General features: G+C 34.2%; 29 protein-coding genes. 27 read left to right on the top strand and 2 right to left on the bottom strand.

The window, feature by feature from the left end:
* The first annotated feature begins 15 nt into the window (after positions 1-15).
* The 8 genes from RBH94_RS12420 to RBH94_RS12385 all read left to right on the top strand — a co-directional run bounded on the left by RBH94_RS12420 (position 16) and on the right by RBH94_RS12385 (position 9015).
* Positions 16-333 carry a hypothetical protein gene (locus tag RBH94_RS12420; RefSeq protein WP_307881190.1) on the top strand — a complete coding sequence of 106 codons (318 nt, stop codon included), beginning with the start codon at positions 16-18 and terminating at the stop codon, positions 331-333.
* A gap of 14 nt (positions 334-347) precedes the next feature.
* The gene (locus RBH94_RS12415) at positions 348-1262 is read left to right on the top strand and encodes a geranylgeranylglycerol-phosphate geranylgeranyltransferase (RefSeq protein ID WP_307881189.1); all 915 of its coding nucleotides are present in this window, start codon (positions 348-350) and stop codon (positions 1260-1262) included.
* Positions 1262-1855 (top strand): Maf-like protein, encoded by a 594-nt coding sequence (locus tag RBH94_RS12410; RefSeq protein ID WP_307881188.1) that lies wholly within the window; start codon positions 1262-1264, stop codon positions 1853-1855. Before RBH94_RS12415 ends, RBH94_RS12410 begins: the two co-directional genes overlap by 1 nt.
* Before the next feature lie 49 nt (positions 1856-1904).
* Positions 1905-2444, top strand: coding sequence for a mechanosensitive ion channel domain-containing protein (locus RBH94_RS12405; protein WP_188221761.1), 540 nt, complete (start codon positions 1905-1907; stop codon positions 2442-2444).
* A gap of 20 nt (positions 2445-2464) precedes the next feature.
* Positions 2465-3532, top strand: coding sequence for a magnesium/cobalt transporter CorA (corA, locus tag RBH94_RS12400; protein ID WP_307881187.1), 1068 nt, complete (start codon positions 2465-2467; stop codon positions 3530-3532).
* An 89-nt stretch (positions 3533-3621) separates the two neighbouring features.
* Positions 3622-6147, top strand: coding sequence for a PIG-L family deacetylase (locus RBH94_RS12395; RefSeq protein ID WP_307881186.1), 2526 nt, complete (start codon positions 3622-3624; stop codon positions 6145-6147).
* 115 nt (positions 6148-6262) lie between these two features.
* Positions 6263-8023 carry a sodium:solute symporter gene (locus tag RBH94_RS12390; RefSeq protein WP_307881185.1) on the top strand — a complete coding sequence of 587 codons (1761 nt, stop codon included), beginning with the start codon at positions 6263-6265 and terminating at the stop codon, positions 8021-8023.
* 5 nt (positions 8024-8028) lie between these two features.
* Positions 8029-9015: a Gfo/Idh/MocA family protein gene (locus tag RBH94_RS12385; RefSeq protein ID WP_307881184.1), complete on the top strand. Its 987-nt coding sequence runs from the start codon at positions 8029-8031 to the stop codon at positions 9013-9015.
* 54 nt (positions 9016-9069) lie between these two features.
* Here RBH94_RS12385 and RBH94_RS12380 read toward each other — a convergent pair whose 3' ends face one another.
* Entirely contained in the window at positions 9070-9504 is a 435-nt protein-coding gene (locus RBH94_RS12380) for a hypothetical protein (RefSeq protein ID WP_307881183.1), read from the bottom strand.
* 378 nt (positions 9505-9882) lie between these two features.
* On the opposite strand from RBH94_RS12380, the gene RBH94_RS12375 reads away from it, so the two are divergent.
* The 3 genes from RBH94_RS12375 to RBH94_RS12365 are packed head-to-tail and all read left to right on the top strand — an operon-like array spanning position 9883 to position 11300.
* On the top strand, positions 9883-10359 hold the full coding sequence (locus tag RBH94_RS12375) for a hypothetical protein (RefSeq protein ID WP_307881182.1): 477 nt from the start codon (positions 9883-9885) through the stop codon (positions 10357-10359).
* Positions 10349-10549, top strand: coding sequence for a helix-turn-helix transcriptional regulator (locus RBH94_RS12370; protein ID WP_307881181.1), 201 nt, complete (start codon positions 10349-10351; stop codon positions 10547-10549). The genes RBH94_RS12375 and RBH94_RS12370 overlap by 11 nt, the downstream gene beginning before the upstream one ends.
* Before the next feature lie 55 nt (positions 10550-10604).
* Positions 10605-11300, top strand: coding sequence for a DsbA family protein (locus tag RBH94_RS12365; RefSeq protein WP_307881180.1), 696 nt, complete (start codon positions 10605-10607; stop codon positions 11298-11300).
* A gap of 49 nt (positions 11301-11349) precedes the next feature.
* Here RBH94_RS12365 and RBH94_RS12360 read toward each other — a convergent pair whose 3' ends face one another.
* Positions 11350-12198 (bottom strand): DUF2911 domain-containing protein, encoded by an 849-nt coding sequence (locus RBH94_RS12360; RefSeq protein WP_307881179.1) that lies wholly within the window; start codon positions 12196-12198, stop codon positions 11350-11352.
* A gap of 215 nt (positions 12199-12413) precedes the next feature.
* Between RBH94_RS12360 and RBH94_RS12355 the strand changes: the two genes are divergently transcribed.
* From RBH94_RS12355 to RBH94_RS12280, 16 genes are all read left to right on the top strand, one after another.
* A complete protein-coding gene (locus RBH94_RS12355) occupies positions 12414-13070 on the top strand; it encodes a TetR family transcriptional regulator C-terminal domain-containing protein (RefSeq protein ID WP_307881178.1) in 657 nt (218 codons plus the stop codon).
* 9 nt (positions 13071-13079) lie between these two features.
* Complete coding sequence (locus RBH94_RS12350; protein WP_307881177.1) at positions 13080-14393, top strand: AarF/ABC1/UbiB kinase family protein; 1314 nt, start codon at positions 13080-13082, stop codon at positions 14391-14393.
* Positions 14393-15019: a flavin reductase family protein gene (locus RBH94_RS12345; protein ID WP_307881176.1), complete on the top strand. Its 627-nt coding sequence runs from the start codon at positions 14393-14395 to the stop codon at positions 15017-15019. Before RBH94_RS12350 ends, RBH94_RS12345 begins: the two co-directional genes overlap by 1 nt.
* Positions 15020-15027: 8 nt before the next feature.
* A complete protein-coding gene (locus tag RBH94_RS12340; RefSeq protein ID WP_307881175.1) occupies positions 15028-16452 on the top strand; it encodes an SDR family oxidoreductase in 1425 nt (474 codons plus the stop codon).
* 16 nt (positions 16453-16468) lie between these two features.
* Positions 16469-16603 (top strand): DUF2256 domain-containing protein, encoded by a 135-nt coding sequence (locus tag RBH94_RS12335; RefSeq protein WP_307883165.1) that lies wholly within the window; start codon positions 16469-16471, stop codon positions 16601-16603.
* Positions 16579-17892 carry a DASH family cryptochrome gene (locus RBH94_RS12330; protein WP_307881174.1) on the top strand — a complete coding sequence of 438 codons (1314 nt, stop codon included), beginning with the start codon at positions 16579-16581 and terminating at the stop codon, positions 17890-17892. Before RBH94_RS12335 ends, RBH94_RS12330 begins: the two co-directional genes overlap by 25 nt.
* A gap of 4 nt (positions 17893-17896) precedes the next feature.
* Positions 17897-19429 (top strand): cryptochrome/photolyase family protein, encoded by a 1533-nt coding sequence (locus RBH94_RS12325; protein WP_307881173.1) that lies wholly within the window; start codon positions 17897-17899, stop codon positions 19427-19429.
* Between the two features lie 5 nt (positions 19430-19434).
* The gene (locus RBH94_RS12320) at positions 19435-20919 is read left to right on the top strand and encodes a cryptochrome/deoxyribodipyrimidine photo-lyase family protein (RefSeq protein ID WP_307881172.1); all 1485 of its coding nucleotides are present in this window, start codon (positions 19435-19437) and stop codon (positions 20917-20919) included.
* An 84-nt stretch (positions 20920-21003) separates the two neighbouring features.
* A complete protein-coding gene (locus tag RBH94_RS12315) occupies positions 21004-21432 on the top strand; it encodes a hypothetical protein (RefSeq protein ID WP_307881171.1) in 429 nt (142 codons plus the stop codon).
* Complete coding sequence (locus RBH94_RS12310) at positions 21429-21710, top strand: TIGR03643 family protein (protein ID WP_374047668.1); 282 nt, start codon at positions 21429-21431, stop codon at positions 21708-21710. The genes RBH94_RS12315 and RBH94_RS12310 overlap by 4 nt, the downstream gene beginning before the upstream one ends.
* A 39-nt stretch (positions 21711-21749) precedes the next feature.
* Complete coding sequence (locus RBH94_RS12305) at positions 21750-21959, top strand: hypothetical protein (protein ID WP_307881170.1); 210 nt, start codon at positions 21750-21752, stop codon at positions 21957-21959.
* 30 nt (positions 21960-21989) lie between these two features.
* Positions 21990-22673 carry an SDR family NAD(P)-dependent oxidoreductase gene (locus RBH94_RS12300; RefSeq protein WP_307881169.1) on the top strand — a complete coding sequence of 228 codons (684 nt, stop codon included), beginning with the start codon at positions 21990-21992 and terminating at the stop codon, positions 22671-22673.
* 48 nt (positions 22674-22721) lie between these two features.
* Positions 22722-23237, top strand: coding sequence for a glutathione peroxidase (locus RBH94_RS12295; protein ID WP_307883163.1), 516 nt, complete (start codon positions 22722-22724; stop codon positions 23235-23237).
* On the top strand, positions 23234-23695 hold the full coding sequence (locus RBH94_RS12290) for a TspO/MBR family protein (RefSeq protein ID WP_307881168.1): 462 nt from the start codon (positions 23234-23236) through the stop codon (positions 23693-23695). The genes RBH94_RS12295 and RBH94_RS12290 overlap by 4 nt, the downstream gene beginning before the upstream one ends.
* A 3-nt stretch (positions 23696-23698) precedes the next feature.
* A complete protein-coding gene (locus RBH94_RS12285) occupies positions 23699-24160 on the top strand; it encodes an SRPBCC family protein (RefSeq protein WP_307881167.1) in 462 nt (153 codons plus the stop codon).
* Complete coding sequence (locus tag RBH94_RS12280; protein ID WP_307881166.1) at positions 24161-25468, top strand: deoxyribodipyrimidine photo-lyase; 1308 nt, start codon at positions 24161-24163, stop codon at positions 25466-25468.
* Positions 25469-25491: the final 23 nt, after the last annotated feature.

Here is a 25491-nt window from a genome sequence, read left to right as displayed (position 1 = left end):
TTAAATATTTAGACTTTGAAAAGAATTAGTAGACGGATTGCCAATAATTTTGGTTACATAGGTTTTGGAAACAGCCAAAATGTATTTAATCAAAAATCGGCAATGCCGTTTTCTACGTTAAAAGACAAACTTCACAGCACCTCACTAGACCATCACCAACTCAACTATCTTCATCACAGGCTTACAAAAGCTGAAAAAGAACTCATAAAAGAAAAAATTAGAAGCGAAGCCAAACAACAGAATAAAAAGGTTTTGGCTATTTTCATTATTCTTTTCACCTTAGTACTTTATTTTATCAAAACCCTAATTGATAGTTTAATGTCTAACATTTAACCCAATCTGTTTTTTTGAAGTACTTAAACCTGATTCGCTGGAAAAATCTACTCATGATTGCCTTAGTGCAATTACTTATTAAATTTGCACTTTTAGAATCCTTTCATGTTTCCACAAGTTTGAATGGTTTAGGATTTCTACTTTTAATACTGGCAACAATTTGTATTGCCGCCGCCGGAAATGTAATTAATGACATTTGTGATATCAACACCGATTTTATAAACAAACCAGACAAGCTTATTGTAAGCAAAAGCATTTCAGAACAAACAGCTTATAATCTATTCATTGCTTTTAATGTTATTGGTGTTGGCTTAGGGTATTACCTGTCGTTTAGTATTGGTAAAAGTGGTTTTTTTGCCGTTTTCGTCATCATTTCAGTATTACTATATATCTATGCCACTCATCTCAAACAATTGTTTTTAATTGGAAATATAATAGTTTCTGTTCTCGTTGCCTGTAGTATTTTAATAGTTGGCTTATTCGATATTTTGCCCGCCATTACAGCCACCAACCAATCGACACAGTTGTTCTTTTTCAAAATCCTATTCAATTACGCCCTTTTTGCTTTCGTCATTAATCTTCTTAGAGAAATCGCTAAAGAAATAGAAGATTTAGAAGGTGATAAAAAAACAGGTATGTACACGCTTCCAATCGTTATGGGACAGCAAACCACTACCTATATTCTATTTGGATTAACCATCACCTCTACAATAGTATTCTTTTTTTACATACTCGACAGTTTATACAAAAACAGCTTTGTTAGCCTCTACTTTATTACGCTAATAATTGGTCCTATGCTATATACTTCAATTAAAATCTTTATGGCAAAAAGCAAAAAGGATTTTAGACACATCAGTAACCTTTTTAAAATAATTATGCTTTTCGGAATGCTTTCATTACTTTTATACAAGTATATTTTAATTAAATAATGCTGAACGAAACACTTAAAAACCATCATATTATATTAGCCTCAGGTTCACCAAGACGACAAGATTTTTTTAAAAATCTAGGCTTAGATTTCGAAATTAGATTAAAACCGGTAAAAGAAGACTACCCTTCTCGCCTCACCCATTTTGAAATCAGTAATTATTTGGCGCAATTAAAAGCCTTACCTTATAAAGAAGAGCTAAACGCGCAAGACATTCTAATTACTAGCGACACCATTGTTTGGAATAATAATGAAGCTTTAGGGAAACCGCAAGATGATACAGAAGCTTACAACATGTTAAAATCGTTGAGTAATAAAACTCATCAGGTGATTACATCGGTTTGTTTTACAACACACGATTTTGAAAAAACATTGCATAGTATTACCGATGTAACATTTAAAGCTTTAACCGACGATGAAATTTGGTATTACATACAAACCTGTAAACCTTTTGACAAAGCTGGAGCTTATGGCATTCAGGAATGGATTGGTCAAATTGGTGTTACCGAAATAAAAGGCTCTTACTTTAATGTTATGGGCCTACCAACACACTTAGTTTATAAGACGTTAAACAGTATTGCTGAAACTTTTTAAGCGCTTGCTTTAAAAGTAGAACTCATGTTTAATCTTAAAAATTAATATTATGGTATTAGATTTTTTACAAGACAACAAAACGGAACTTATTTTTTCGGTTATTATTGTAACCATCCTACTTGTTATTCATTATACGTTAAACTTTGCAGTGACTAAAATTGCAAAAAAAAGCGGATTTAATGATGCCCGAATACGATTGATTAGACGCTATATTCATGTCTCCTTATTCTTTATCGGTTTTTTAGCTTTAGCTTATATATTTGGCACCGACTTTAAGGATTTAGCCGTTATTTTCTCATCTGTATTTGCGGTTATTGGTATTGGTTTTGTGGCTGTTTGGTCTATTTTAAGCAACATTACCTCTGGAGTCATTATGTTTTTCAACTTTCCTCATAAAGTCGGAGACAAAATTAAAATTCACGATAGCGATTTTCCTATGGAGGGTATTATTGAAGATATTACCGCTTTTCAACTTCACCTTAGGTTAGACAATGGTGATTTAGTGACTTATCCAAACAATTTAATGCTTCAAAAACCGGTTACTTTAATAAAAAAAGATGCTATTGCCAGTGATGCCGAAGCTGTATAAATATTCTATATATTTATATCATGGCTAAGAAAAGAACAAAAAAACACAATAAAAAATCCGGACTAGCTCCGGGAAGCGTTATTTACACAGGCGACAAGTCTGATAAAAATCTGTTTATTGAAGTCTTCGATTATAACAAAGACCAGTGTATAGAAAAAGAACTACACAGTATCGAAGAGGCATTCGACTTTAAACTAACGGATTGTGTGTCATGGATAAATATAAATGGCTTAAACCATGTCGACGCTATTGAGAGATTAGGCACACATTTCAGTTTACACCCCTTGGTGATTGAAGATTTGGTAAGCATTTCTCAGCGACCTAAAATAGACGAGTACGAAGATTACCTGTTTGTCGTGCTAAAAATGCTGCATCTGGATGCTGAAGAAAAAGTTAACTACGAACAGGTTAGTTTCATTCTAGGCCCTAATTATGTGTTATCATTTCAGGAATCTGAAGGTGATGTTTTTGGGTCTGTACGGGAACGTATTCGCCTTGGAAAAGGACGCGTACGCACCATGCAGTCTGATTATTTACTTTACATCCTTATGGATGCTATTGTTGATGAATATTTTAGTGTTATTGAAACCTTAGGGGACAAAATTGAAGATTTAGAAACAGATATCTTTGAAGGCAGTATTGAAGAATCGGCCACTAAAGTTATTCAGGAGTTAAAAAAGGAAGTATTAAAAGTAAGACGCTCTATTTTCCCGCTTCGCGAGGTTATTAATCGCATTGAAAAACACGAAAGCGAACTTATTCAACAACGTACTAAAACGTATTACCGAGATATATACGATCATTTAATTCAGGTTACTGAAAATATAGATATCTACCGTGAAATGATCTGGAGTTTAATGGATATGTATATGACTACCATTAGCAATAAAATGAATGAAGTCATGAAAGTGCTTACCATAATGGCTTCTATATTTATTCCTTTAACCTTTATTGCCGGTATTTACGGCATGAATTTCGAATACATCCCAGAGCTGCATTACAAGTACTCATACTTCATTTTATGGGGTGTAATGATTGTACTTTTTATAGCGATGCTTATTTATTTTAAACGCAGAAAATGGCTGTAATCAAAGCATTTTTAACGTTAAAGAAATTTTAAACCCACAGGTTAGCGACATTAACTTTGGTATATTTGAATTTAGCTAACAACTCAACCATGCGAAAAACTACCCTATTCTCATTTGTTTTATTCTTAACCTTTTCATTTTCTCAGGCTCAAAAACCAAAAGTGCCGGCTTCAGCCGAAATTTTTGAATCCATTCAAAAACTAAACTTTTTAGGATCGGTATTATACATCGCTGCGCATCCTGACGACGAAAACACAAGACTTATTTCCTACATGTCCAATCATGTAAAAGCAAGAACTGCTTACTTATCACTTACACGTGGTGATGGCGGACAAAATCTTATTGGGCCTGAGATTAGAGAACTATTAGGAGTCATTAGAACACAGGAATTATTAGCCGCTCGTCGTGTAGATGGAGGTGAACAACTATTTTCCAGAGCAAACGATTTTGGGTATTCAAAGCACCCTGATGAAACCTTAGACATCTGGGACGAAGATGAAGTTTTAAGCGATGTTGTGCTAGCTATTCGCGAATTTCAACCAGATATTATTATCAATAGGTTCGATCACAGAACCCCTGGTACAACCCACGGGCATCACACGAGTTCTGCAATGTTAAGTTTTAAAGCATTCGATCTGGCAAACGATACATCAGGGTATCCTGAACAATTACAAACAACTGAAGCGTGGCAACCAAAACGGCTATTTTTTAATACAAACTGGTGGTTTTATGGAAGTCAATCGGAATTTAACAAAGCCGACAAAAGTAAAATGCTAAGCTTCGATATTGGTGTTTATTATCCACTAAAAGGCTTGTCAAACAACGAAATTGCTTCAATAGCCAGTAGCCAGCATCTGTGCCAAGGGTTTGGTCGATTAAATCAGCGAGGCTCACAAAAAGAATATGTTGAATTTTTAAAAGGGGAACCTGTATCAGATAAAACTAATATTTTCTCAGGAATTGATACCTCTTGGAATCGTATTGCAGGCGGTAAAGCTATTGGGAATATCTTATATAATGTGGAGAAGAATTTCAATTTCAATAATCCTTCAGTTCATATCCCTGACCTTTTAAAAGCCTATAATTTATTACAAAACGTAAAAAACGAACACTGGAAAACTCAAAAAACGAAAGAGTTAAAAGCTATCATTGAAATGTGTACTGGATTGTATTTAGAAGCTTCCGCTGAAACACCGACAAGCACACCAAATACATCTGTTAAAATTAACATTGAAGCCTTAAACCGAAGCAATCAGACAATTGTTTTAGAGAGCATCACTCAAGCCGATGGCAAAACAATTCAAAAAGATCTTGCTTTGCAAAACAACAATTCAGAAAAATTTGAAACTGAATATAACTTATCAGAAGACACAAACTACACCACACCATATTGGTTAAAAAAGAAAGGGGCTTTAGGTATGTACACCGTTGAAGACAAAAGCCTAATTGGAAAGCCGGAAACGCCAAGAAGCACTATTATAAACTTCAATTTAAAAATCAACAATACGCCTATCACATTTAGCAAACCGGTTATTTATCGCTACTCAAAACCTGATAAAGGTGAATTATACCGCCCATTTGAAATCATCCCGGAAGCCTCGGCTAAAATCAGTGAAAAGGTTATTATTTTCGATAATGGTAACGAACATACCATTTCACTAATTGTAAAAGCCGGACATGACAACTTAAAAGGCTCTGCCGAAATTTGCCATCCTGAAAACTGGAGTGTTTTTCCTGAAAAACAAGAGATAAACATCGCTAACAAAGGAGAAGAACAGATTCTTACATTCACCATTATTCCTCCTAAACATCAGGATGAAGGCTACATTAGTCCTATTATTCATATTGGAGACAAAACGTACACCAAAGAACTTATTGAAATCAATTACGAACATATTCCTTACCAAACTGTTCTACTTCCAAGTGAAAGTAAAGTGGTTCGATTAGATATTAAAAAACATGGTGAAAATATCGCATATATCGCAGGTGCAGGTGATGTTGTTCCTGAAAGTCTGGAACAAATTGGTTATAATGTCCGCCTTATAAATCCGGAAAATATAACAGATGAAACCTTAAAACGTTTTGATGCTGTAGTAATTGGCATAAGAGCTTATAACACAATAGACGAATTAAAATTTAAACAACAAATACTATTCGATTTTGTAAAAGCTGGTGGTAATATGATTGTACAATACAACACCAATCGCGGATTAAAAACCGACCATTTAGCTCCTTATAATTTAACGCTTTCTCGAGATCGTGTTACCGACGAAAATGCCAAAGTCGAGATTTTACATCCTGAACATCCGTTATTAAATACACCAAATAAAATAACACAAAAGGATTTTGAGGGCTGGACACAGGAACGTGGTTTATATTTCCCAAACAAATGGGATCAAGCCTTCACTCCTATCCTATCTATGCATGATAAAGATGAATCGGCTAAAGAAGGAAGTTTATTGGTCGCTAAATACGGAAAAGGCTATTATATTTATACAGGATTAAGCTTTTTTAGAGAATTCCCTGAAGGCGTTTCAGGAGCGTATCGCTTATTCGCCAATATGCTTTCCATAGGTAAAGACCATTTACAACCCAATCAAAAACTAAACGACTAATTTATGGAAACTAACGACCAACCCAAGCCCAAATGGTTAAAATTATATTCATTGGTATTAATTGCCAATGCCATCTATTTTTTCATATTCTATTTAATTACCAAGGCTTTTTAAGATGCAGACATTAAACTGGATAGATTGGGTAGTGCTTTCATTAACGCTCTTTGCTATTGTCGCATATGGCACATGGCAAACACGAGGAAGCAAGAATGTAAAAGATTACTTAAAGGGAGGCAGCGCTTCGCATTGGTGGACTATAGGCCTTTCTGTTATGGCAACACAAGCCAGTGCCATTACATTTTTATCAACCCCCGGCCAAGCATTTAATGAAGGTATGGGCTTCGTGCAATTTTATTTTGGTTTACCTATTGCCATGATAGTTATTTGCATGGTGTTTATTCCTTTATATCACAGATTAAAAGTTTACACCGCCTACGAATTTCTTGAAAATCGTTTCGATCTAAAAACCAGAACACTTACCGCCATCTTATTCTTAATTCAACGGGGCTTGGCCGCTGGAATTACAATTTTTGCTCCGGCAATTGTCCTTTCGGTAGTCCTAGGTTGGGATCTACTAACACTTAACATCATTATTGGTGTAATCGTAATAATTTACACAGTTTCTGGAGGAACACGTGCCGTGAATGTAACACAAAAGCACCAAATGGTTGTTATTTTTATTGGTATGCTAGTCGCTTTCTTTTTAATTGTTAGTGATCTTCCGCAAGATATTACGTTTAGTGAAGCGGTGGACATTGCTGGTGCTAGCGGAAAAATGGAAGCTTTAGATTTCTCTTTTAACCTTAATAACCGATATACGTTTTGGAGTGGTATTATAGGTGGCACCTTTTTAATGCTTTCCTATTTCGGTACAGACCAAAGTCAGGTACAGCGCTACCTTTCCGGTAAATCGGTTAAAGAAATGCAACTTGGTTTAATTTTTAACGGACTTTTAAAAGTACCAATGCAGTTCTTTATTCTGTTTATTGGCGTAATGGTTTTTGTGTTTTATCAGTTTAATGAAGCACCAATTAATTTCAATCCAACAGCAACAGAATTGGTCTTAAATTCTGAATATTCTGAAGACTACCAAACACTTCAAAACCAACAAAAACATATCTTTAAAGAAAAAAAAGACCTCATTTATTCTTTTGTAAATCAAGACAATCAGCAAGCTAAAGAACAACTGATTGAGATTAACGAAAAATCAAATAAACTAAAACAACAAGCAAAATTGCTAATAGAGCAAGCCGGTGAAAAACAACAGATTAAAGTTGAGAGTAACGATGAAGACTATGTGTTTATTCATTTCATTTTAAACAATCTCCCCAGAGGTTTAATAGGCTTGCTTCTAGCCGTAATTTTAAGTGCAGCCATGTCAAGTACTGCCAGTGAATTAAATGCGTTAGGCTCAACAACCACTATTGATTTATACAAAAGAAATGTAGGTGAAAAGACCGAAGAACAAATGGTTTCGGCTTCAAAATGGTTCACTTTACTTTGGGGTATCATCGCCATAGCTGTAGCCTGTGTTGGCGAACTTGCTGAAAATTTAATTCAGTTAGTCAACATTATTGGATCCATTTTTTACGGTAATGTTCTTGGAATATTTTTAGTCGCTTTTTTCTTTAAAAGCGTTAAAGGAAACGCCGTTTTTATTAGTGGTATTATAACCCAGATAATCATTATCGGATTATACTTTTTAAACCTTTATGAGTTTATCAACCTACCATTTCTTTGGCTAAATTTTGTAGGCTGTATTGTTGTTATCATTTTAAGTTTACTAATTGACTTCAACAAAACAACACATATAGACAAAGGTATTTTAGCCGCCCTTATTGGTATACTATCTTATTTTGGCTCACTAATTATTTAAAATTTATGAAAACATCATTTCAAAATAAAAAAATTCGCTGGGGTATAATAGGCTTAGGTAAAATCGCAGATAAATTCGCCACCGATTTAGCTACCATTCCTGATGCAGAATTATATGCTGTTGCCTCAAGACAGCAGGCCAAAGCCGACGAGTTTTCAAAAAAACACAATGCTAAAATAGCTTATGGTAGTTACGAAGCATTAACCATCGACTCTAATATTGATGCGGTATACATTGCTACACCGCATACCTTGCACAAAGAAAACACGATTATGTGCTTAAAAAAAGGAATTGCTGTATTATGTGAAAAGCCATTTGCTATGAATTCCGAGGAGGTAGAAGAAATGATTTCTGTAGCCAAGGCAAACAAAACTTTGCTCATGGAAGCGCTATGGACCTACTTTTTACCACATTATCAATACGTTTTAAAACTTTTAAAGGACAAAACGTACGGAAAAGTACAATCGCTGTCGGCTGATTTCGGATTTCAACGACCTTACGATACTAACACCAGACTTTTCGACAAAGCCTTAGGTGGTGGCAGTTTATTAGATATTGGCATTTACCCTATTTTTGCAAGTTTATCAACTTTAGGACTTCCTAAAAGTATTTCTGCCAACGCTACTTTTTTTGAAAACGGTGCCGACTCTACGTGTAACATGACTTTTACTTATCCTAATAACCAACAAGCAGAATTAAAAAGTTCACTCATTGAAGAACTGCCTACACAGGCTATTTTTGAATGCGAAAAAGCAACCATTAAAATCAACACTCAATTTCATGCTCCTGCAACGGTCTCAATAATTAAGGACGGAAAAGAAGAATTAAAAGATTTTAACTACAATACCATAGGCTATAATTACGAAACTATACATTTTAATAATCTACTTCGTGAAGATAAAACCGAGAGCGATATTATGACATTTGATTTCAGCAGAAAACTAATAAAAACTTTAGACGATGTTAGAAATAAGATTGAATTAAATTATTAAATAAAAAAATCCCTAATGAGGGATTTTTTTAACCTTTATCAATTACACACACTATTAACTCTTACTTCTTCCATTAGCATCTAATTTTAACTTTTTAGACTCTTTTCCTTTCTTTAATAACAACTTATAAGTCATTTCTGTTGCTTTATCCTTATCATAAAGTACTACATACGATGTCTGATCTACCATCCAATCAGGATATTCATTTAAAAGAGAGTTTTCAATATGCTCTGGAAGAGTTATATTTTTATACTTTTCTGAAGTACTTAAAATAACACCTTCTCTATCATAGTATGCATCAATAAATCCTTCAGACCCTGTAAAACGTGTTCTAAATTCCTCATCTCTGCCATCATACAAAGGAGAGTTTAACACATTATGCCTCGATGCTGCGAGTTCCAATCTTCTCAACCTATTATCAACATCTGTAGATTGTACTTTAGCTAGATAATCTTTATTAATATTAACTAAGACAACATCTTCTAGCACCACCGCCTGAACTTCAGTATGATTTTAGGAAAACCCTAGGTTAAGAAAACCTAAAACAAAAAAACCAATTAATAAATTTTTCATAATATCAGATTTAAGTTAAACAAATACCATTGCTATCCTCTAGGGAGAAAAATTTATTATTCTAAAAGTAGTTAATTGAAACGTGATAATCTGCTACCCTAGTAGCATACAAAGCTATTTCTTTTAAAATATTAACATTTACATATAAAACATCTCTGAAAGTTTTAAAAACTTTAGATGATGTTATAAATCTCATTAAATTAGAATATAAAGTAAATTTTATTTGTCTTTATGTAAAGTTTATTTTACCTTTAATGCATCAATCATTTTTATCAATCTTAAAACGAACAGTTTATGAAAACAAATTATCTTTTACCTCACAAGTACAAAAAAATCGGTTGGGTTTTATTTTTATCAGGCATTCTCTTTTGGTTATCAAAAATTATTTTCGATTATGATACCATTTTTTTTGAAACTAACGTCTTATCTATTTTCAATTCAGGTAAAGAATTTAACGGAAATACCGTTCCATTTTTTAGGTTAGAGAAAAATGATATTTCTGATGAAATCATGTCTTTTTTAATTATTATTGGCGGGTTGCTAATTGGCTTTAGTAAAGAAAAAATTGAGGATGAATTCATCCATAAGCTTAGGCATGAATCCTTAGTTTGGGCTATAATTTTTAATTACATAGTATTACTATTAACAATAGTATTTCTTTATGACATGAACTTTCTAAATGTAATGATATATAATATGTTCACGCCTTTACTATTCTTCATTATTCGTTTTAATTTTTTAAAATATAAATCGAACAGTCATGAAGAATAATATTAAAGTACAACGTGCTATTCATAATTTAACACAGGCCGATTTAGCCAATAAAATTGGTGTAAGCCGGCAAACTATCAATGCCATGGAAAAAAACAAGTATGTTCCTTCCACGGTATTAGCATTAAAAATTGCTAAACTTTTTAAATTACCTGTTGAACAAATTTTCTTTTTAGAAACTGATGATTAACTATTGAAAGCTTTAAAAACCATTTACGTCTAAACCCCAAAACAAAGAAAAAATTATGCACATAAAAATATGGTCCGATATACGTTGTCCCTTTTGTTATATTGGAAAAAGACATTTTGAAGCTGCATTGAACAGTTTCCCTGACAAAGAAAAAATAACTGTAGAATGGAAAAGTTTTGAGTTAGATCCTAATTTGCAAACAACCACAACAACGGACGCATTAACACATTTTGTAGAGAATAAAGGTATAGACCGTGAGCGTGCTAAACACATGTTTAATAATGTAACAGCAATGGCAGCAAATGCGGGCTTAGAGTTTAACTTAGAACAATCTATCCCGGCAAATTCATTAAAAGCGCATCGTCTTTTACATTTTGCAAAGCAGGAAGGTGCCGCTTACAAAACTAAAGAAGCTTTACTAAAAGCGCATCTTACGGAAGGTAAAAACATAGATGATATAGACGTACTTACCGAAATCGCCAATTCGATTGGTTTAGATGACTACAAAGTGAAACAAATGTTAGAATCTGATGCATTTGCTTATGAAGTAAGACAGGACGAAATGGAAGCCAGAAACCTAGGTATTAACTCTGTTCCTTTCTTTGTTTTAGATAATAAATATGGCATCTCAGGAGCTCAACCTGTTGAAGTCTTTACTCAGGCGATTCAGGATGCCTGGGAAAAACATCAGGATAAATTAACTATAGTCGCAAATGATAACACTTGCGACATTAACGGAAATTGTAATTAAAAAAAAAGCGCCTGGTCAGGCGCTTTTTTTATTATGTGTTAAAATATCCCTACAGAGCTCCCCACTCTTTTAAAGAATCTTTATTCATTTTTACATAATCGGCATTTCCTGCAGCCTCTGCACCAGCTAACGATTTCTTAGCAGCGGCAATAGCACCTTTTTTATCACCTGCTTTAGCATAAATTAAAGACTGTTGTCTTAGTTGCCAAAATGGAGCTTTATCTCCTGACATCGCTATCGATTTATCAATCCATTCTTTTGCCTGATCAATATCTTTACCTTCTTGTAAGTAATAAACAGCAGCAGAGTAATAGTCACCAGCTCCTGGTCCACTCATAGCTCTGTCAATCGATGCCGAAACAATAGATTCTGTTGGCACATCAATTTTCACACCTACATAAACATCTTCCCACAAAATACCCAGAACAGCTGAGTTGTTTGTTAAATCATCAAAAGTCATGGTAAACGTTTCTATTTTAACCGGCATTTTATATACTTCAGCCTTCGCTTTAGCCACTACTTTAGAATCATCCCATTTTTGCGGTGTTCCCCAGTTTGATGTATCACTGTAAAATACAACCTCCCATGAAGACGTTCCAGGTGTTGCAAAAATAGCGTACTCCCCTGCTTTAACCTTAGTACCTCCAATAGTCACGTCTGTCGTAAAGCTAATTTTAGTATTAGAATTTGCTCCCAAACGCCAAAGTTTATCGTAGGGAACTAAATCACCAAATATAGCTCTACCTCTCATGCTTGGGCGACTATATTCCAAGGTCATATTTGTTAATCCTACCATTTGTTCCAATTTAGAAGTTGGACTGGGTTGCGGTGTCTTAATCTGTGAAAAACCAGTTAGAGAAACTGCTACGAATAAAACTGAAGCGATAATTTTTTTCATATTGATATAGTTGTTTAGTTATAGATTTTTAAAATTAGTAAAACAAGTTGTTTTTATTTGTTAATAAATGCTTAAATAAAAATTCCTTTTGCCTACTTAAAAATAATCAAAAACCATAAAACATCAGGTCACTAAAATTAATTGAAGTATTTTTGTTTAACTTTAACAATTAAAGGTTAAACATTTTGTATCTTTACAAATAAATACTTGTAATTATGGCTAAAAACAAATCATTTTCGAAAACAGACTTTGTCTCTCATTATATGAATTATGTTCTTGAACAGAATGAGCGACCAAAGACCATTTTTTCATTCTGTAAAGCCATAAAAACAGATGAAGCTTCATTTTACGACTATTTTGGTTCTTTTGAAGGCTTAGAAAAACATATTTTCAATGCGTTCTTTTTAAATACCCATAACCTTTTGAAAAATGACGAAAATTTCACAACCTTCGATTCCAGAAACAAACTATTAAGTTTCTACTATACATTCTTCGAAATACTAACGGCTAATAGAAGTTTTGTTGTTTTTATGCTGGATGGATTTAAAACAGATCTAAAACGCCTTAAAGTACTATCGTCACTGAGGCAAAGCTATATTGAATTCATTAATAGTCTTGACATAGAAACTATCGAAACCAAACAAAAAGATATCGATAAATTCCAACAAAAAACGCTTGCAGAAACGGCTTGGCTTCAGTTATTAATCACCATAGAATTCTGGATGAAAGACACTTCTGCTAAATTTGAAAAAACCGACATTTTCATTGAAAAATCGGTAAACACAAGTTTTGATATTATCAATACAACACCTATTAAAAGCATTATTGACCTTGGTAAGTTTTTGTTCAAAGAAAAAGTACAAATGTCATAAGTATAAACCATGAAAACCATCGATCACATACCAACGTCTAAAATTCAAAGAGCCACGAAACTTGTTTCTACAGGGGCTAAGGTTGGTGTTAACTATTTAAAGTACTACGGAGATAAAATTACCAAAACGGAAGCTGAGGCTCTGGAAGTACTTAATAAAAATAATGCCGAGGACATATACAACAGTTTAAAACAACTAAAAGGCAGCGCTTTAAAAGTAGCACAAATGCTTAGTATGGAAAAGAATATTTTGCCAACAGCTTACGTTGAAAAATTTTCCTTATCACAGTTTTCTGTACCACCATTATCAGCGCCTTTAGTGCTTAAAACATTCAAAACAAACTTAGGAAAATTACCAAGCCAGATTTACGACTCTTTTAACCTCGAATCTGTTAATGCCGCTAGTATTGGACAAGTGCATGAGGCAGAAAAGGACGGGAAAAAACTTGCTGTGAAAATACAATACCCCGGAGTGGCTAACAGTATTGCTAGCGATTTGGCTTTGGTAAAACCTATTGCAATTAAAATGTTTAATATTCGAGGAAAAGACTCTGATAAATATTTTAAAGAAGTTGAACACAAACTCATTGAAGAAACTAACTATATTTTAGAAGTTGAACAAAGTAAGTTCATTGCAGAAAGCTGCAAACATATCCCTAACTTAAAGTTCCCCAATTATTACGAAGACTTGTCATCCGAACGTATTATTACCATGGATTGGATGCATGGTGAGCACCTTTCTGAATTCACCGCCTATAATTCTGATGAACAAAAAGCGCAACAGCTTGGTCAGGCACTGTGGGATTTTTATATGTATCAAATGCATATTTTGAAAAAAGTGCATGCCGATCCGCATCCTGGAAATTTTTTAGTTTCAGAAAACGGAGAATTAATTGTTCTCGATTTTGGATGTATAAAAACCGTACCCGAGAGCTTCTATAAACCCTATTTCGAATTAGCTAAAAAAGAAAATATCAATAACCCTGAGGTTTTTAAAGCAAAAATGTTTGAATTAGAAATATTGAGAGACGACGATACTAAAGAAGAATTGGAGTTTTTCTCGTCCATGTTTTTCGATATGCTTAGTTTATTTACGCAACCATTTCATTCTGAAACTTTTGATTTTTCAGACACTAAATTTTTCAAAGCGATTTCAGAAATGGGACAACGCTACAGTAAAAGTACCGAACTGAAACAAATGAACGGAAATCGTGGTTCGAAGCACTTTATTTATATTAACAGAACCTTTTTCGGCTTATATAATCTTATGTTCGATTTGAAAGCCAAAGACATTAAAATCAATAATTTTAAAACCCTAACCTAATGCATTTTAGTAGAAAGGATATTGACGAGATGCATCACCTATACCGCATCAACTTAATCAATAGTTGTTCGGGGTTCAAAAGTGCCAATTTAATTGGTAGCAAATCTAAAAATGGTATTGAAAATGTAGCGGTATTTAGTTCGGTAACCCATTTAGGAAGCCACCCACCCCTTCTAGGTTTTATACTAAGACCTACAACGGTACCAAGAAATACCTACGAAAACATCAAAGAAACCGGAGTATACACTATAAACCATATTTACAAAACCATCATTGAAGACGCACATCATACCTCTGCCAAGTATGACAAGGATGTTTCGGAGTTCGATGTAACCAAGTTACATTCCGAATATAAAAATGATTGTTTTGCTCCTTTCGTTAAGGGTGCTCCTGTGCAATTACACATGAAATACGTTTCAGAATATTACATTAAAGAAAATGATACTATTTTACTCATTGGAGAAATTGAAGGATTGTTTTTAAAAGATGACTTACTGGAAAATGACGGATTCATTAATCTGTCGAAAGCAGAAATTGCCTCCATCAATGGTTTAGATGCTTATACTATTCCTAAACTTAAAAAACGTTTGGAATATCAACGACCAAAACAATTATTAGAAAAATAAATAAAAACATGAAAGTTCTAATTACAGGAGCAACCGGCTACATAGGCAAACGCCTTATCCCCCTTCTTTTAAACGAAGGGCATACTGTGGTTTGCGCTGTTCGTGGTAAACTTAGAACGGAACAAAAATATTTTGACGAAGATGCTATTGAGATTGTTGAAGCTGATTTTCTAAAACCTGAAACTCTAACAAATATCCCTAAAGATATTGATGCCGCTTACTATCTGATTCATTCCATGTCTACTTCTGTAGATCAATTTCATAAAATGGAAGAATCATGTGCCGTAAACTTTAAAAACTACATTGAAACTACCAAAGCAAAACAAGTCATTTATCTAAGTGGTATTACCAACGACACGAAGCTGTCAAAACATTTGCTGTCTCGAAAAAACGTAGAAAACACACTAAAATCAAATGTTTACGCCTTAACTGTTTTTAAGGCAGGGATTATCGTTGGCTCAGGAAGTGCCAGTTTTGAAATTATTAGAGATTTAGTTGAAAAACTACCGGTTATGGTTACTCCTAAATGGCTGAACACCAAAACACAACCTATTGGTATTCGCGATGTTTTAAGTTTTTTAATAAAGGCATTGGGAAAAAACGAACTCCACAATACATCCCACGACATTTTCGGACCTGAAATTTTAACTTACAAAACTATGTTGTTACAATTTGCCGAAATCCGAAAATTAAAACGCTATATCATCACGCTTCCTGTCATGACTCCAAAGTTATCCAGTTACTGGCTCTACTTTGTTACTTCTACATCATACAAATTAGCAAGAAGTCTGGTAAATAGTATGGGAATTGAAATTATTGGAAAACCAAGTAATATCAACTCTCTACTGAATATTAACCCCATGACATACAAAACTGCTGTTGAATTAGCTTTTGAAAAAATTGAAAGCAACCATATTGCTTCCAGCTGGAAAGATGCCCTTATTAATAGCCGACACAAAAAACGTGCCTCTAGTAAATATTTGAAGGTACCTAAATTCGGTTGTTTTAAAGACGTTAAAGAACAAACAGTCTTAGATGAACAACGTACTTTAGATAAAATCTGGGCCATTGGTGGCGAAAACGGTTGGTATTATGGTAATTTTTTATGGCAAATTAGAGGGGTTCTCGACAAACTAGTTGGTGGTATTGGTTTACGTCGTGGCCGAACCAATAAAACAGAAATCCACACGGGTGATGCCCTAGACTTTTGGCGTGTACTTGTAGCTGACAGAACTCAAAAGCGTCTAATACTTTTTGCAGAAATGAAACTACCGGGTGAAGCCTGGCTCGAGTTTAAAGTTAATAAAGGCAAAGTCTACCAACGTGCAACATTCAGGCCTCGTGGTTTAGCTGGCAGACTCTATTGGTATAGCGTATTACCTTTTCACGGTTTTATATTTAAAGGCATGATTAATCAATTAGCTAAAGCATAACCTTTTGCCTAAAACAATAAAAAAAGAACATCTTCCCTCTAAAATATGCCCTGTGTGTAACCGCCCCTTTTCATGGCGAAAAAAATGGAAGCATCATTGGGACGAAGTAAAATACTGTAGTGAAAAATGCAAACGCAGCAAAACAAAATAAGTCTGATCTGGTTTAAAAATAATTTAAGGATTCACGATAACCCTTCAATAACAAAGGCCATTAATAATAGTCGCAAAGTGATTGCTGTTTATTGTTTTGATCCCAGGTATTTTCAAATTAATCACTTCGGGTTCAAAAGAACCGAAAAATTCCGAGCTAAATTTTTAATAGAATCAATTATCGATTTAAAAGCGAATTTGGAAAAGCACCATATTCCCTTATTTATCTATCAGAAAAAACTAGAACACTGCATTCCTAAAATTGTAGCAGACCATCAGGTAACAGATATTTTTCTTCAAACCGAATGGACACACGAAGAAACACTCATATTGAAAGGTGTTAAAAGGCATCTCCCTGAAAATATAAGGTTCACCGAATCATTTGAGCAATTTTTGTTTCACCCAGAAGATGTTCCTTTTGCTATTGAACACCTACCTAAGGTATTCACAGATTTCCGAAAAATTATTGAAAAACAAGTTATTGTTAGACCTCTAAGCCAAAATGCACTCATAAATTTTAAACAACCAGCAATTAATAACCCGACCAAAATTCCTTCGTTAAGTGATTTAGGTTTTGAGTATTTCGATACACATCCTAATAGTGCATTCCCATTTAAAGGCGGTGAAACCCATGCCTTAACACACGTAGAACACTATATATTTAAAACTAAAAAACTAGGGGTTTATAAAAAAACACGAAATGGGTTAATTGGCACAAACTACAGCTCTAAGTTATCCCCCTGGCTTGCGAATGGATCGCTTTCTCCTAAACTTGTCTATTACGAAGTTAAACGATTTGAAAACGAACATTTCAGTAATCAATCAACTTACTGGCTTATATTCGAGCTCCTCTGGAGAGATTATTTCAAATACATTTCTATAAAATATGGTAACCAAATCTTTAAAGTAAAAGGGATCCTTAATAAAAACTATACCTGGCTCAATAATAAAGACACCATTGAGCAATGGATAGACGGTAAAACCCCTGAACCTTTTGTAAATGCCAACATGATTGAGCTTAAAAAAACAGGTTGGATGAGTAATCGCGGTAGACAAAATGTGGCAAGCTACTTTGCTAAACACTTAACATTAGATTGGCGCATTGGCGCCAGTTATTTCGAAAGTTTACTTCTTGATTACGATGTGCACAGCAATTACGGCAACTGGATGTATGTTGCAGGGGTAGGCAACGACCCGAGAGACAGAAAATTCAATATAAAATCGCAAGCTGAACGTTATGATCCTAATGGTTCATATCAACGTTTATGGCTTCAAAATACATTATTTTAATCGTTTGAAAACCTTAAGACTCATACTTGGCGATCAATTAAATTATAAACACAGCTGGTACAAAACACAGCAAGATAATTATGTGTATTGCATGTTCGAGATGCGTCAGGAAACTGATTATGTTACACATCATATTCAAAAAATTATTGGCTTTTTTGCTGCCATGCGAGACTTTTCAAACGTATTAAAATCCGAAGGACATCACCTTGAGTATTTTAAATTAAACGATAAAAGAAACACTCAAAATCTTATCGAAAATCTGAAGATAATTATTCAGGAACATAACATTGAAAAATTTGAATACCAGCTACCCGGCGAATACAGGCTAGACCAACAATTATTGATCTTTACAAAAGATTTGAAGATACCTACACAAGCATTTTCTACCGAACACTTTTACACAAATCGTTACGAATTAAAAAACTTTTTTAAGAACAAAAAGCAATTCCTTATGGAGACGTTTTACCGGCAAATGCGTAAAACGCATAACATTCTTATTATTGATAATCAACCTGAAGGTGGTAAATGGAATTTCGACAAAAGCAATAGAAACAAATGGAAAGACGCACACCATATTCCTCCTTTTAAAAAATTCAATAATGATGTTACAGACATTGTTGAACTGCTAAAAAATGAAAACATAAAATCCATTGGTTCGTTTAAATCTAACACTTTTGAATACCCCATTAACCGAGTACAGGCTTTAGAGCAACTGAAATATTTCTGCGAAAACTTATTAATTCATTTCGGTGATTACCAGGATGCTATGCACACAAAACAAGTGAATTTATTTCACTCGCGTTTATCTTTTGCCTTGAATTTAAAACTCATTTCACCTAAAAATGTGGTCGATACGGTTTTAAATTATTGGTATAAATACGGTAAAGACATTAGTATTTCTCAAGTAGAAGGGTTTATTAGACAAATTATAGGTTGGCGTGAATACATGAGGGGTATGTACTGGGCATTAATGCCTGAATATAGCAATCTAAACGCTTTAAATAACACCCATTCACTTCCCGGTTTTTACTGGACAGGAAACACAAAAATGAACTGTTTAAAGCATGCCATCACCAATAGTCTGGAAAACGGTTACGCACACCATATTCAACGATTAATGGTTACCGGAAACTTTGCTTTGTTAGCTCAAATTCACCCCGATGCAGTCGACAAATGGTATCTAGGAATTTATGTCGATGCCATAGAATGGGTACAATTACCCAATACACGTGGCATGAGTCAATTTGCTGATGGGGGAAAAATTGCCACAAAACCATATGTTTCAAGTGCCAGTTACATTAACAAAATGAGTAATTATTGCGAAAGCTGTTACTACAATAAAAATGAAAAATTAGGTGATGATGCCTGCCCGTTCAATAGTCTATACTGGAACTTTTTAGATGATAAACGCAAAGCTCTGAGCAATAACCACCGCATGGGCATGATGTTTAGCCTACTTGATAAAATGGATAAAACTCAACTTGTAAAAATTAAGGAGCGTGCTAAAACTATAATGGAATCTCCTGACAATTTTTAAAGAATATGAAACAAAATTTAAGCGTGGCCTGGTTAAAAAGAGATCTTCGGTTATATGACAACGAAGCAATTAGTAACGCTCTATCTACAAATCATCGTGTGCTTCTAGTCTATGTTTTTGAAGATTTTTTAATTCAAGACCAACATTACAGCGAGCGGCATTGGAATTTTGTAAAACAATCGCTGGCAGATCTTAACGACATCCTTTCTGCTCACAATTCTAAAGTTTTAACCATTAATGGATCCATTGAAAACACCTTAAAAACCTTACGGAACAAGTTTAACGTACAACAAATATTTTCGCATCAGGAAACCGGAATATTTTCAACATACAAAAGAGATATCGCTTTCGCGGAATTTTGCAAAAACCAATCTGTTATATGGAAAGAAAATATAAATAATGGTGTACAACGTGGTATTACAAACCGATCGACCTGGTTTGAAGATTGGAACCATATCATGACAATACCAGAATTTCAATTCAACCCAAAACAACAACAATTACTTACTGTAAAAGAAGTTGAGAACATAGAGCTCCTTTTTAATACTGTAAAACTCCACAACCCGCTCAATAAGAGATTTCAAAAAGGCGGAACAACCACAGCTTTAAAATACATGACTTCGTTTTTTGATAAACGCTACAAAAACTATATGTTCGACATATCGAAACCTTTACAAGCACGAACAGCTTGCAGTCGCTTATCGCCATACATAGCCTGGGGAAACCTATCGATAAAACAAGTTTTAAACATGGCGCATGATACCTACCAAAGCTCAAAACATAAAAGACATTTAAACGCCTTCACATCACGTTTACGGTGGCAAGCTCATTTTATTCAGAAGTTTGAAATGGAGCACGAAATGGAATTTAAAAGTGTCAATAAAGGTTATCACACCCTTAATAAACCCATAAACAAAACATACCAAGAAACCTGGAGATCCGGCAATACAGGTTTCCCTTTGGTAGATGCTTGTATGCGTTGCCTAAAAGAAACCGGTTATTTAAATTTTAGAATGCGCGCTTTGGTAGTCTCCTTTTTCACACATAATTTATGGCAGCCCTGGGAAGATTTAAGTACCCACCTTGCCAGTTTATTTTTAGACTTCGAACCCGGTATTCATTATCCGCAAATTCAAATGCAAGCCGGTGAAACAGGTATTAATACGTTACGGATTTACAATCCGTTGAAAAATAGCCTGGAACTCGATCCTGAGGGCACATTCATTAAACAATGGGTCCCTGAACTAGCTCATTTAGAAAGGCCTTTTGTTCACAACCCAAACAGCATGACCTATTTTGACCAACAGCTATCTGGATTTAAAATAGGCAGAGATTATCCCCTACCTATTATAGATGAACAAAAAACACGAAAACACGCTAGTCATATTTTATGGGGAATGAAAGACGATACCCTAGTTAAAAAAGAAAGTTATCGTATTTTAAAACGTCATACTCTAAACGATAGAAGCAGAATGTTAAGAAACAATTAATACCAAGAAGCTAACTTGTTAATTTTTGTTTAACTTTATTTAAAAAAAGATAAACATTTTGTATTTTTGAATAAATAAACAGATTTGCTTTTTAAAACAACATATAGAGACAAAGAAATAACCAAACAAATTAACCATTTGGTTGGAAACTCTTTCTCGTTGTGGAAAATCTTGAAATTAAAAGGGATAGGATCTAAACGTCTTATTATCGATGAAACCAGCCCTAACCTTAATTCCATACTAAATAAAGTAGGAGACATTAATTATGGTAACATTGAACTTAGACCAAAAGGTATTCTTATTCATATAACAAAAGGCCTAGAACGCTTTGTTTGGGGTATTCCTTACTTTAAGTTGGTTATTTATAAAACAAATGGTTTAAGTATTCATGCTGATGGTATGTTTATTTATTTTAGGAAAAATAAAACCTTCAACGAAAGCAAACCTTTTTTCAATAAGCTTTTAGAACAAAAAATAAAATTTGATGAACAATATAACTTTCATGCATTTTGATAAATAACATTTTTTCTGAACAAGAGCTTGACCGAATTATTGAAATGGCCTGGGAAGACCGAACTCCTTTTGAAGCCATACAATTTCAATTTCAGCTTAAAGAGCAAGACGTTATTGAAATTATGAGGCGAGAACTAAAATCCAGCAGTTTTAAACTTTGGCGCAAACGCGTTCAAAGCCGTAAAACCAAACATCAAAAATTACGCGATTTCGAAAAAGGACGGTTTAAATGCAGTAGACAAAAACAAATTACCGGGAATAAAATATCGAAAAGATAAATGAAGTAAATTTTTAAAATAACATTTAATTTAAAAGCCATGAGTACAATTGAACAAGCCTTAGAATTTGAACAAACAAGTTTAAAATCACTATCTACAAGTGATCGCATTAAATTGTCCAGACAGGCGAAATCCTTAATTTTAGATCTAAACCAAATTTATAAGAGAAAGAAAGATCAAAACATTATGGATTTAATGAAACGATTAACAACCATTAAACGTAAAGTAGAAAAGCGTTTAAAGGTTTAAATCACAAGCATACGCTTAACAACATATAAAATGAAAACAGTAATTATTATTGGAGGTAGTAAAGGTATTGGAAACGCTATTCTAGAACAACTTTTAGAGACCCACAAGATTATAAACCTAAGTAGAACAGCTCCGGACCAGGCACACCCAAATTTACAACATATAACTTACAATGTTTTAAACGATGAATTACCGGAAATTCAAACAGCCGATGCTTTAATATATTGTCCGGGTAGTATTAATTTAAAGCCCATAACTAGATTATCTCTTGACGAATTTAGACAAGATTTTGAAATTAACGTTTTGGGAGCTATTAAAGTTATTCAACACTATTTACCTGTTTTAAAACAAAGTAAGCAACCCTCAATTTTACTTTTCAGTACAGTAGCAACCAAATTAGGCATGCCTTTTCATGCCAGCGTTGCAACCTCGAAATCTGGAATTGAAGGCTTAGTTAAGTCTCTAGGTGCCGAGTTTGCTCCTAACATTAGAATTAATGCCATTGCGCCATCGGTGACAGATACCGACCTAGCGTCTAAATTACTAAGAAACGATAAAATGGTAGAGACCATCACAGCGCGTCATCCGTTAAAAAAAATATTAAAACCAGAAGAAGTTGCGGAAATGGCTGTATTTTTAATATCCGATAAGTCAGCTTCCATGTCCGGTCAAATTTTCCCAATGGACAGCGGTATCGTTACATTCAAACTTTAAAAAACTAAAATTCAATCAATGAAAAATTCAATTTTAATCCTAGTTACTATGTTTTCATTTTTTACAAAATCCAATGCACAGGCTACTCCTATAGAATCTATTTACGACATAGAAATAAACAGCCTTGAAGGTGAACCTATAGATTTATCGACTTTTAAAGGCAAGAATATATTGTTTGTTAACGTGGCTTCTAAATGTGGATTTACTGGTCAATATGAAGATTTACAGAAACTTTACGACATGCACCAAGACAACCTTATGATTATAGGCGTACCGTGTAATCAGTTTGGCAGTCAGGAACCTGGAACAGCTGACGAAATTCAAACCTTTTGTGAGAGAAACTATGGAGTTACGTTTTTAATGACTGAAAAAGTTGATGTAAAGGGAGACAACCAACATCCTTTATACCAATGGCTAACCCAAAAGTCTAAAAACGGAAATATGGATACTTCTGTAAAATGGAATTTCCAAAAATATCTAGTGAACGGCAACGGACAACTTGTTGATTACTACCTGTCGGCAACCAAACCGTTAAGTGATAAGATTACGAAACATTTACTATGAAAATTCTGAAGTACTTTTTAGTCTTTCTTATCATTAATTTTGGTGCTTTGGCTTTAGGAGTCTGGCTTATGCAAAACGGACCTCAATCATCATGGTACCTTCATTTAAACAAAGCCCCATGGACACCTCCTGGGTGGCTATTTGGTGCTGCATGGAGTTCAATTATGCTATGCTTTTCAATATACATGGCTTTTTTGTGGCATAAAAATTTAACCGAAAAGGTAAAAGCATTGTTCGTACTTCAGTTTATATTAAATGTAGGCTGGAATTTAGTGTTTTTTAATCTGTATCTAATAGGTTTAGGTCTTCTGGTAATTCTATTATTAACTGCTATAATATGCATTTTCCAATACGATTACCGAAAGGTATTAGGTTTAAAATCGCTACTTATAACCCCGTATATGCTTTGGCTATTTATCGCTAATTCACTTAACTTATATATTTGGCTTTACAACTAAATCATGAAAATATACACCCTACATAGAAAGCAAAATCTCCCGATAAGCGTTGACGAGGCCTGGGCCTTTTTCTCTAACCCCAAAAACCTCAAAACCATAACACCAGACTATATGAGTTTTGATATTCTTTCTGGAGGCAATCGCCCTATGTTTGCAGGTCAGATTATTCAGTATATCGTCACCCCTATTTTGGGCATAAAAACCAAATGGGTTACTGAAATCACTCATGTAGAAAATAAACACTATTTTGTAGATGAACAACGCTTCGGTCCTTACAGTTTATGGCATCATAAGCATTTTATAAAACCAATTGAAGGTGGTGTTGAAATGGAAGATATTGTAGACTACAAACTCCCGTTAGGTTTTATCGGACAACTCGCTCACCCTTTTATTGTTAAGCCTAAACTAGAGGAAATTTTCAATTACAGAACAAAAAAATTAGAGGCCCTTTTCGGAATACTATAAATGAAAAAAACAATCAATATATTCTGGTTTCGTCGCGATTTAAGACTTCATGATAATCATGGGTTATATAAAGCATTATCTGGCAAACTCCCCGTTTTACCTATTTTTATTTTTGATACTGAAATTCTGGATAAACTTCCAAACGATGATGCCAGGGTAAGCTTTATTTTCGATACGCTTCAGGACATAAATTCAACACTCAAAGAACAACATAACAAATCTTTAGCTATTTATTATGGGAAACCGGAAGAGGTGTATAAAACCATCTGTGAAAATTATACTTTAAACACGGTATTTACCAATCATGATTATGAGCCATATGCTATGGATCGTGACTCTAAAATTGAGGCTTTTTTAAATACAAAAGGTATTCATTTTAAAACGTTTAAAGATCAGGTTATTTTTGAGCGTAACGAGATTACAAAAGTCGATGGTTCGCCTTACGTAGTGTATACACCCTACATGAAAGTTTGGAAGTCCACATTCAAAACTCAAAAGACAGAACCGTATCCAAGCGAAGACCTATTAAGTAATCTAATTGAAAATAACGACCTGCCAAATATCGATTTAAACTCGATGGGGTTTATTCGTTCCTCTCAAAAAATTGAAGATTACACTGTAACTCCAGAAACCATTGCTTCTTATGAAGATACAAGAAATTTTCCTGCAAAAGACGCAACGTCTAAATTAGGCCCTCACCTGCGTTTCGGAACTGTAAGTGTAAGAAATATGGTCAATAAAGCTAACCAGTCTAAAAACGAAGTGTTTCTTCAGGAATTGATTTGGCGTGAGTTTTTCATGCAAATTTTATGGCATTTCCCGCATACAGTAACAGAAAGTTTCAAACCGAAATACGACCGTATTGTTTGGAGAAATAACGAAGAAGAATTTAAGTTATGGTGTGAAGGAAAAACAGGTTATCCGTTAGTTGATGCCGGCATGAGACAACTCAATCAAACCGGATTTATGCATAACCGTGTAAGAATGCTTGTTGGCAGCTTTTTGTGTAAACATCTATTAATTGATTGGCGTTGGGGAGAAGCCTATTTTGCCGAAAAACTCCACGATTATGAAATGGCTAGCAATATTGGGAACTGGCAATGGGTTGCTGGAAGTGGTGTTGATGCCGCTCCCTATTTCAGAATATTTAATCCTACCACACAAATAGAAAAGTTCGACAAAAATTTAGAGTATATTAAACAATGGGTTCCCGAATTTGAGGAGCTCACCTACCCTAACCCTATAGTTGATCATAAATTTGCTCGCGAACGTTGCTTAAAAGTTTATAAAGAAGCTTTAAACAATTAAGAAGTAAGTATAAAATGACAAAA

It is taken from the genome of Aestuariibaculum sp. YM273 (genome assembly GCF_030908365.1).
Lineage (GTDB): Bacteria > Bacteroidota > Bacteroidia > Flavobacteriales > Flavobacteriaceae > Aestuariibaculum > Aestuariibaculum marinum.
The sequence above is the reverse complement of the archived record's forward strand: the minus strand, read 5'-3'. Positions and strand labels throughout refer to the sequence as shown.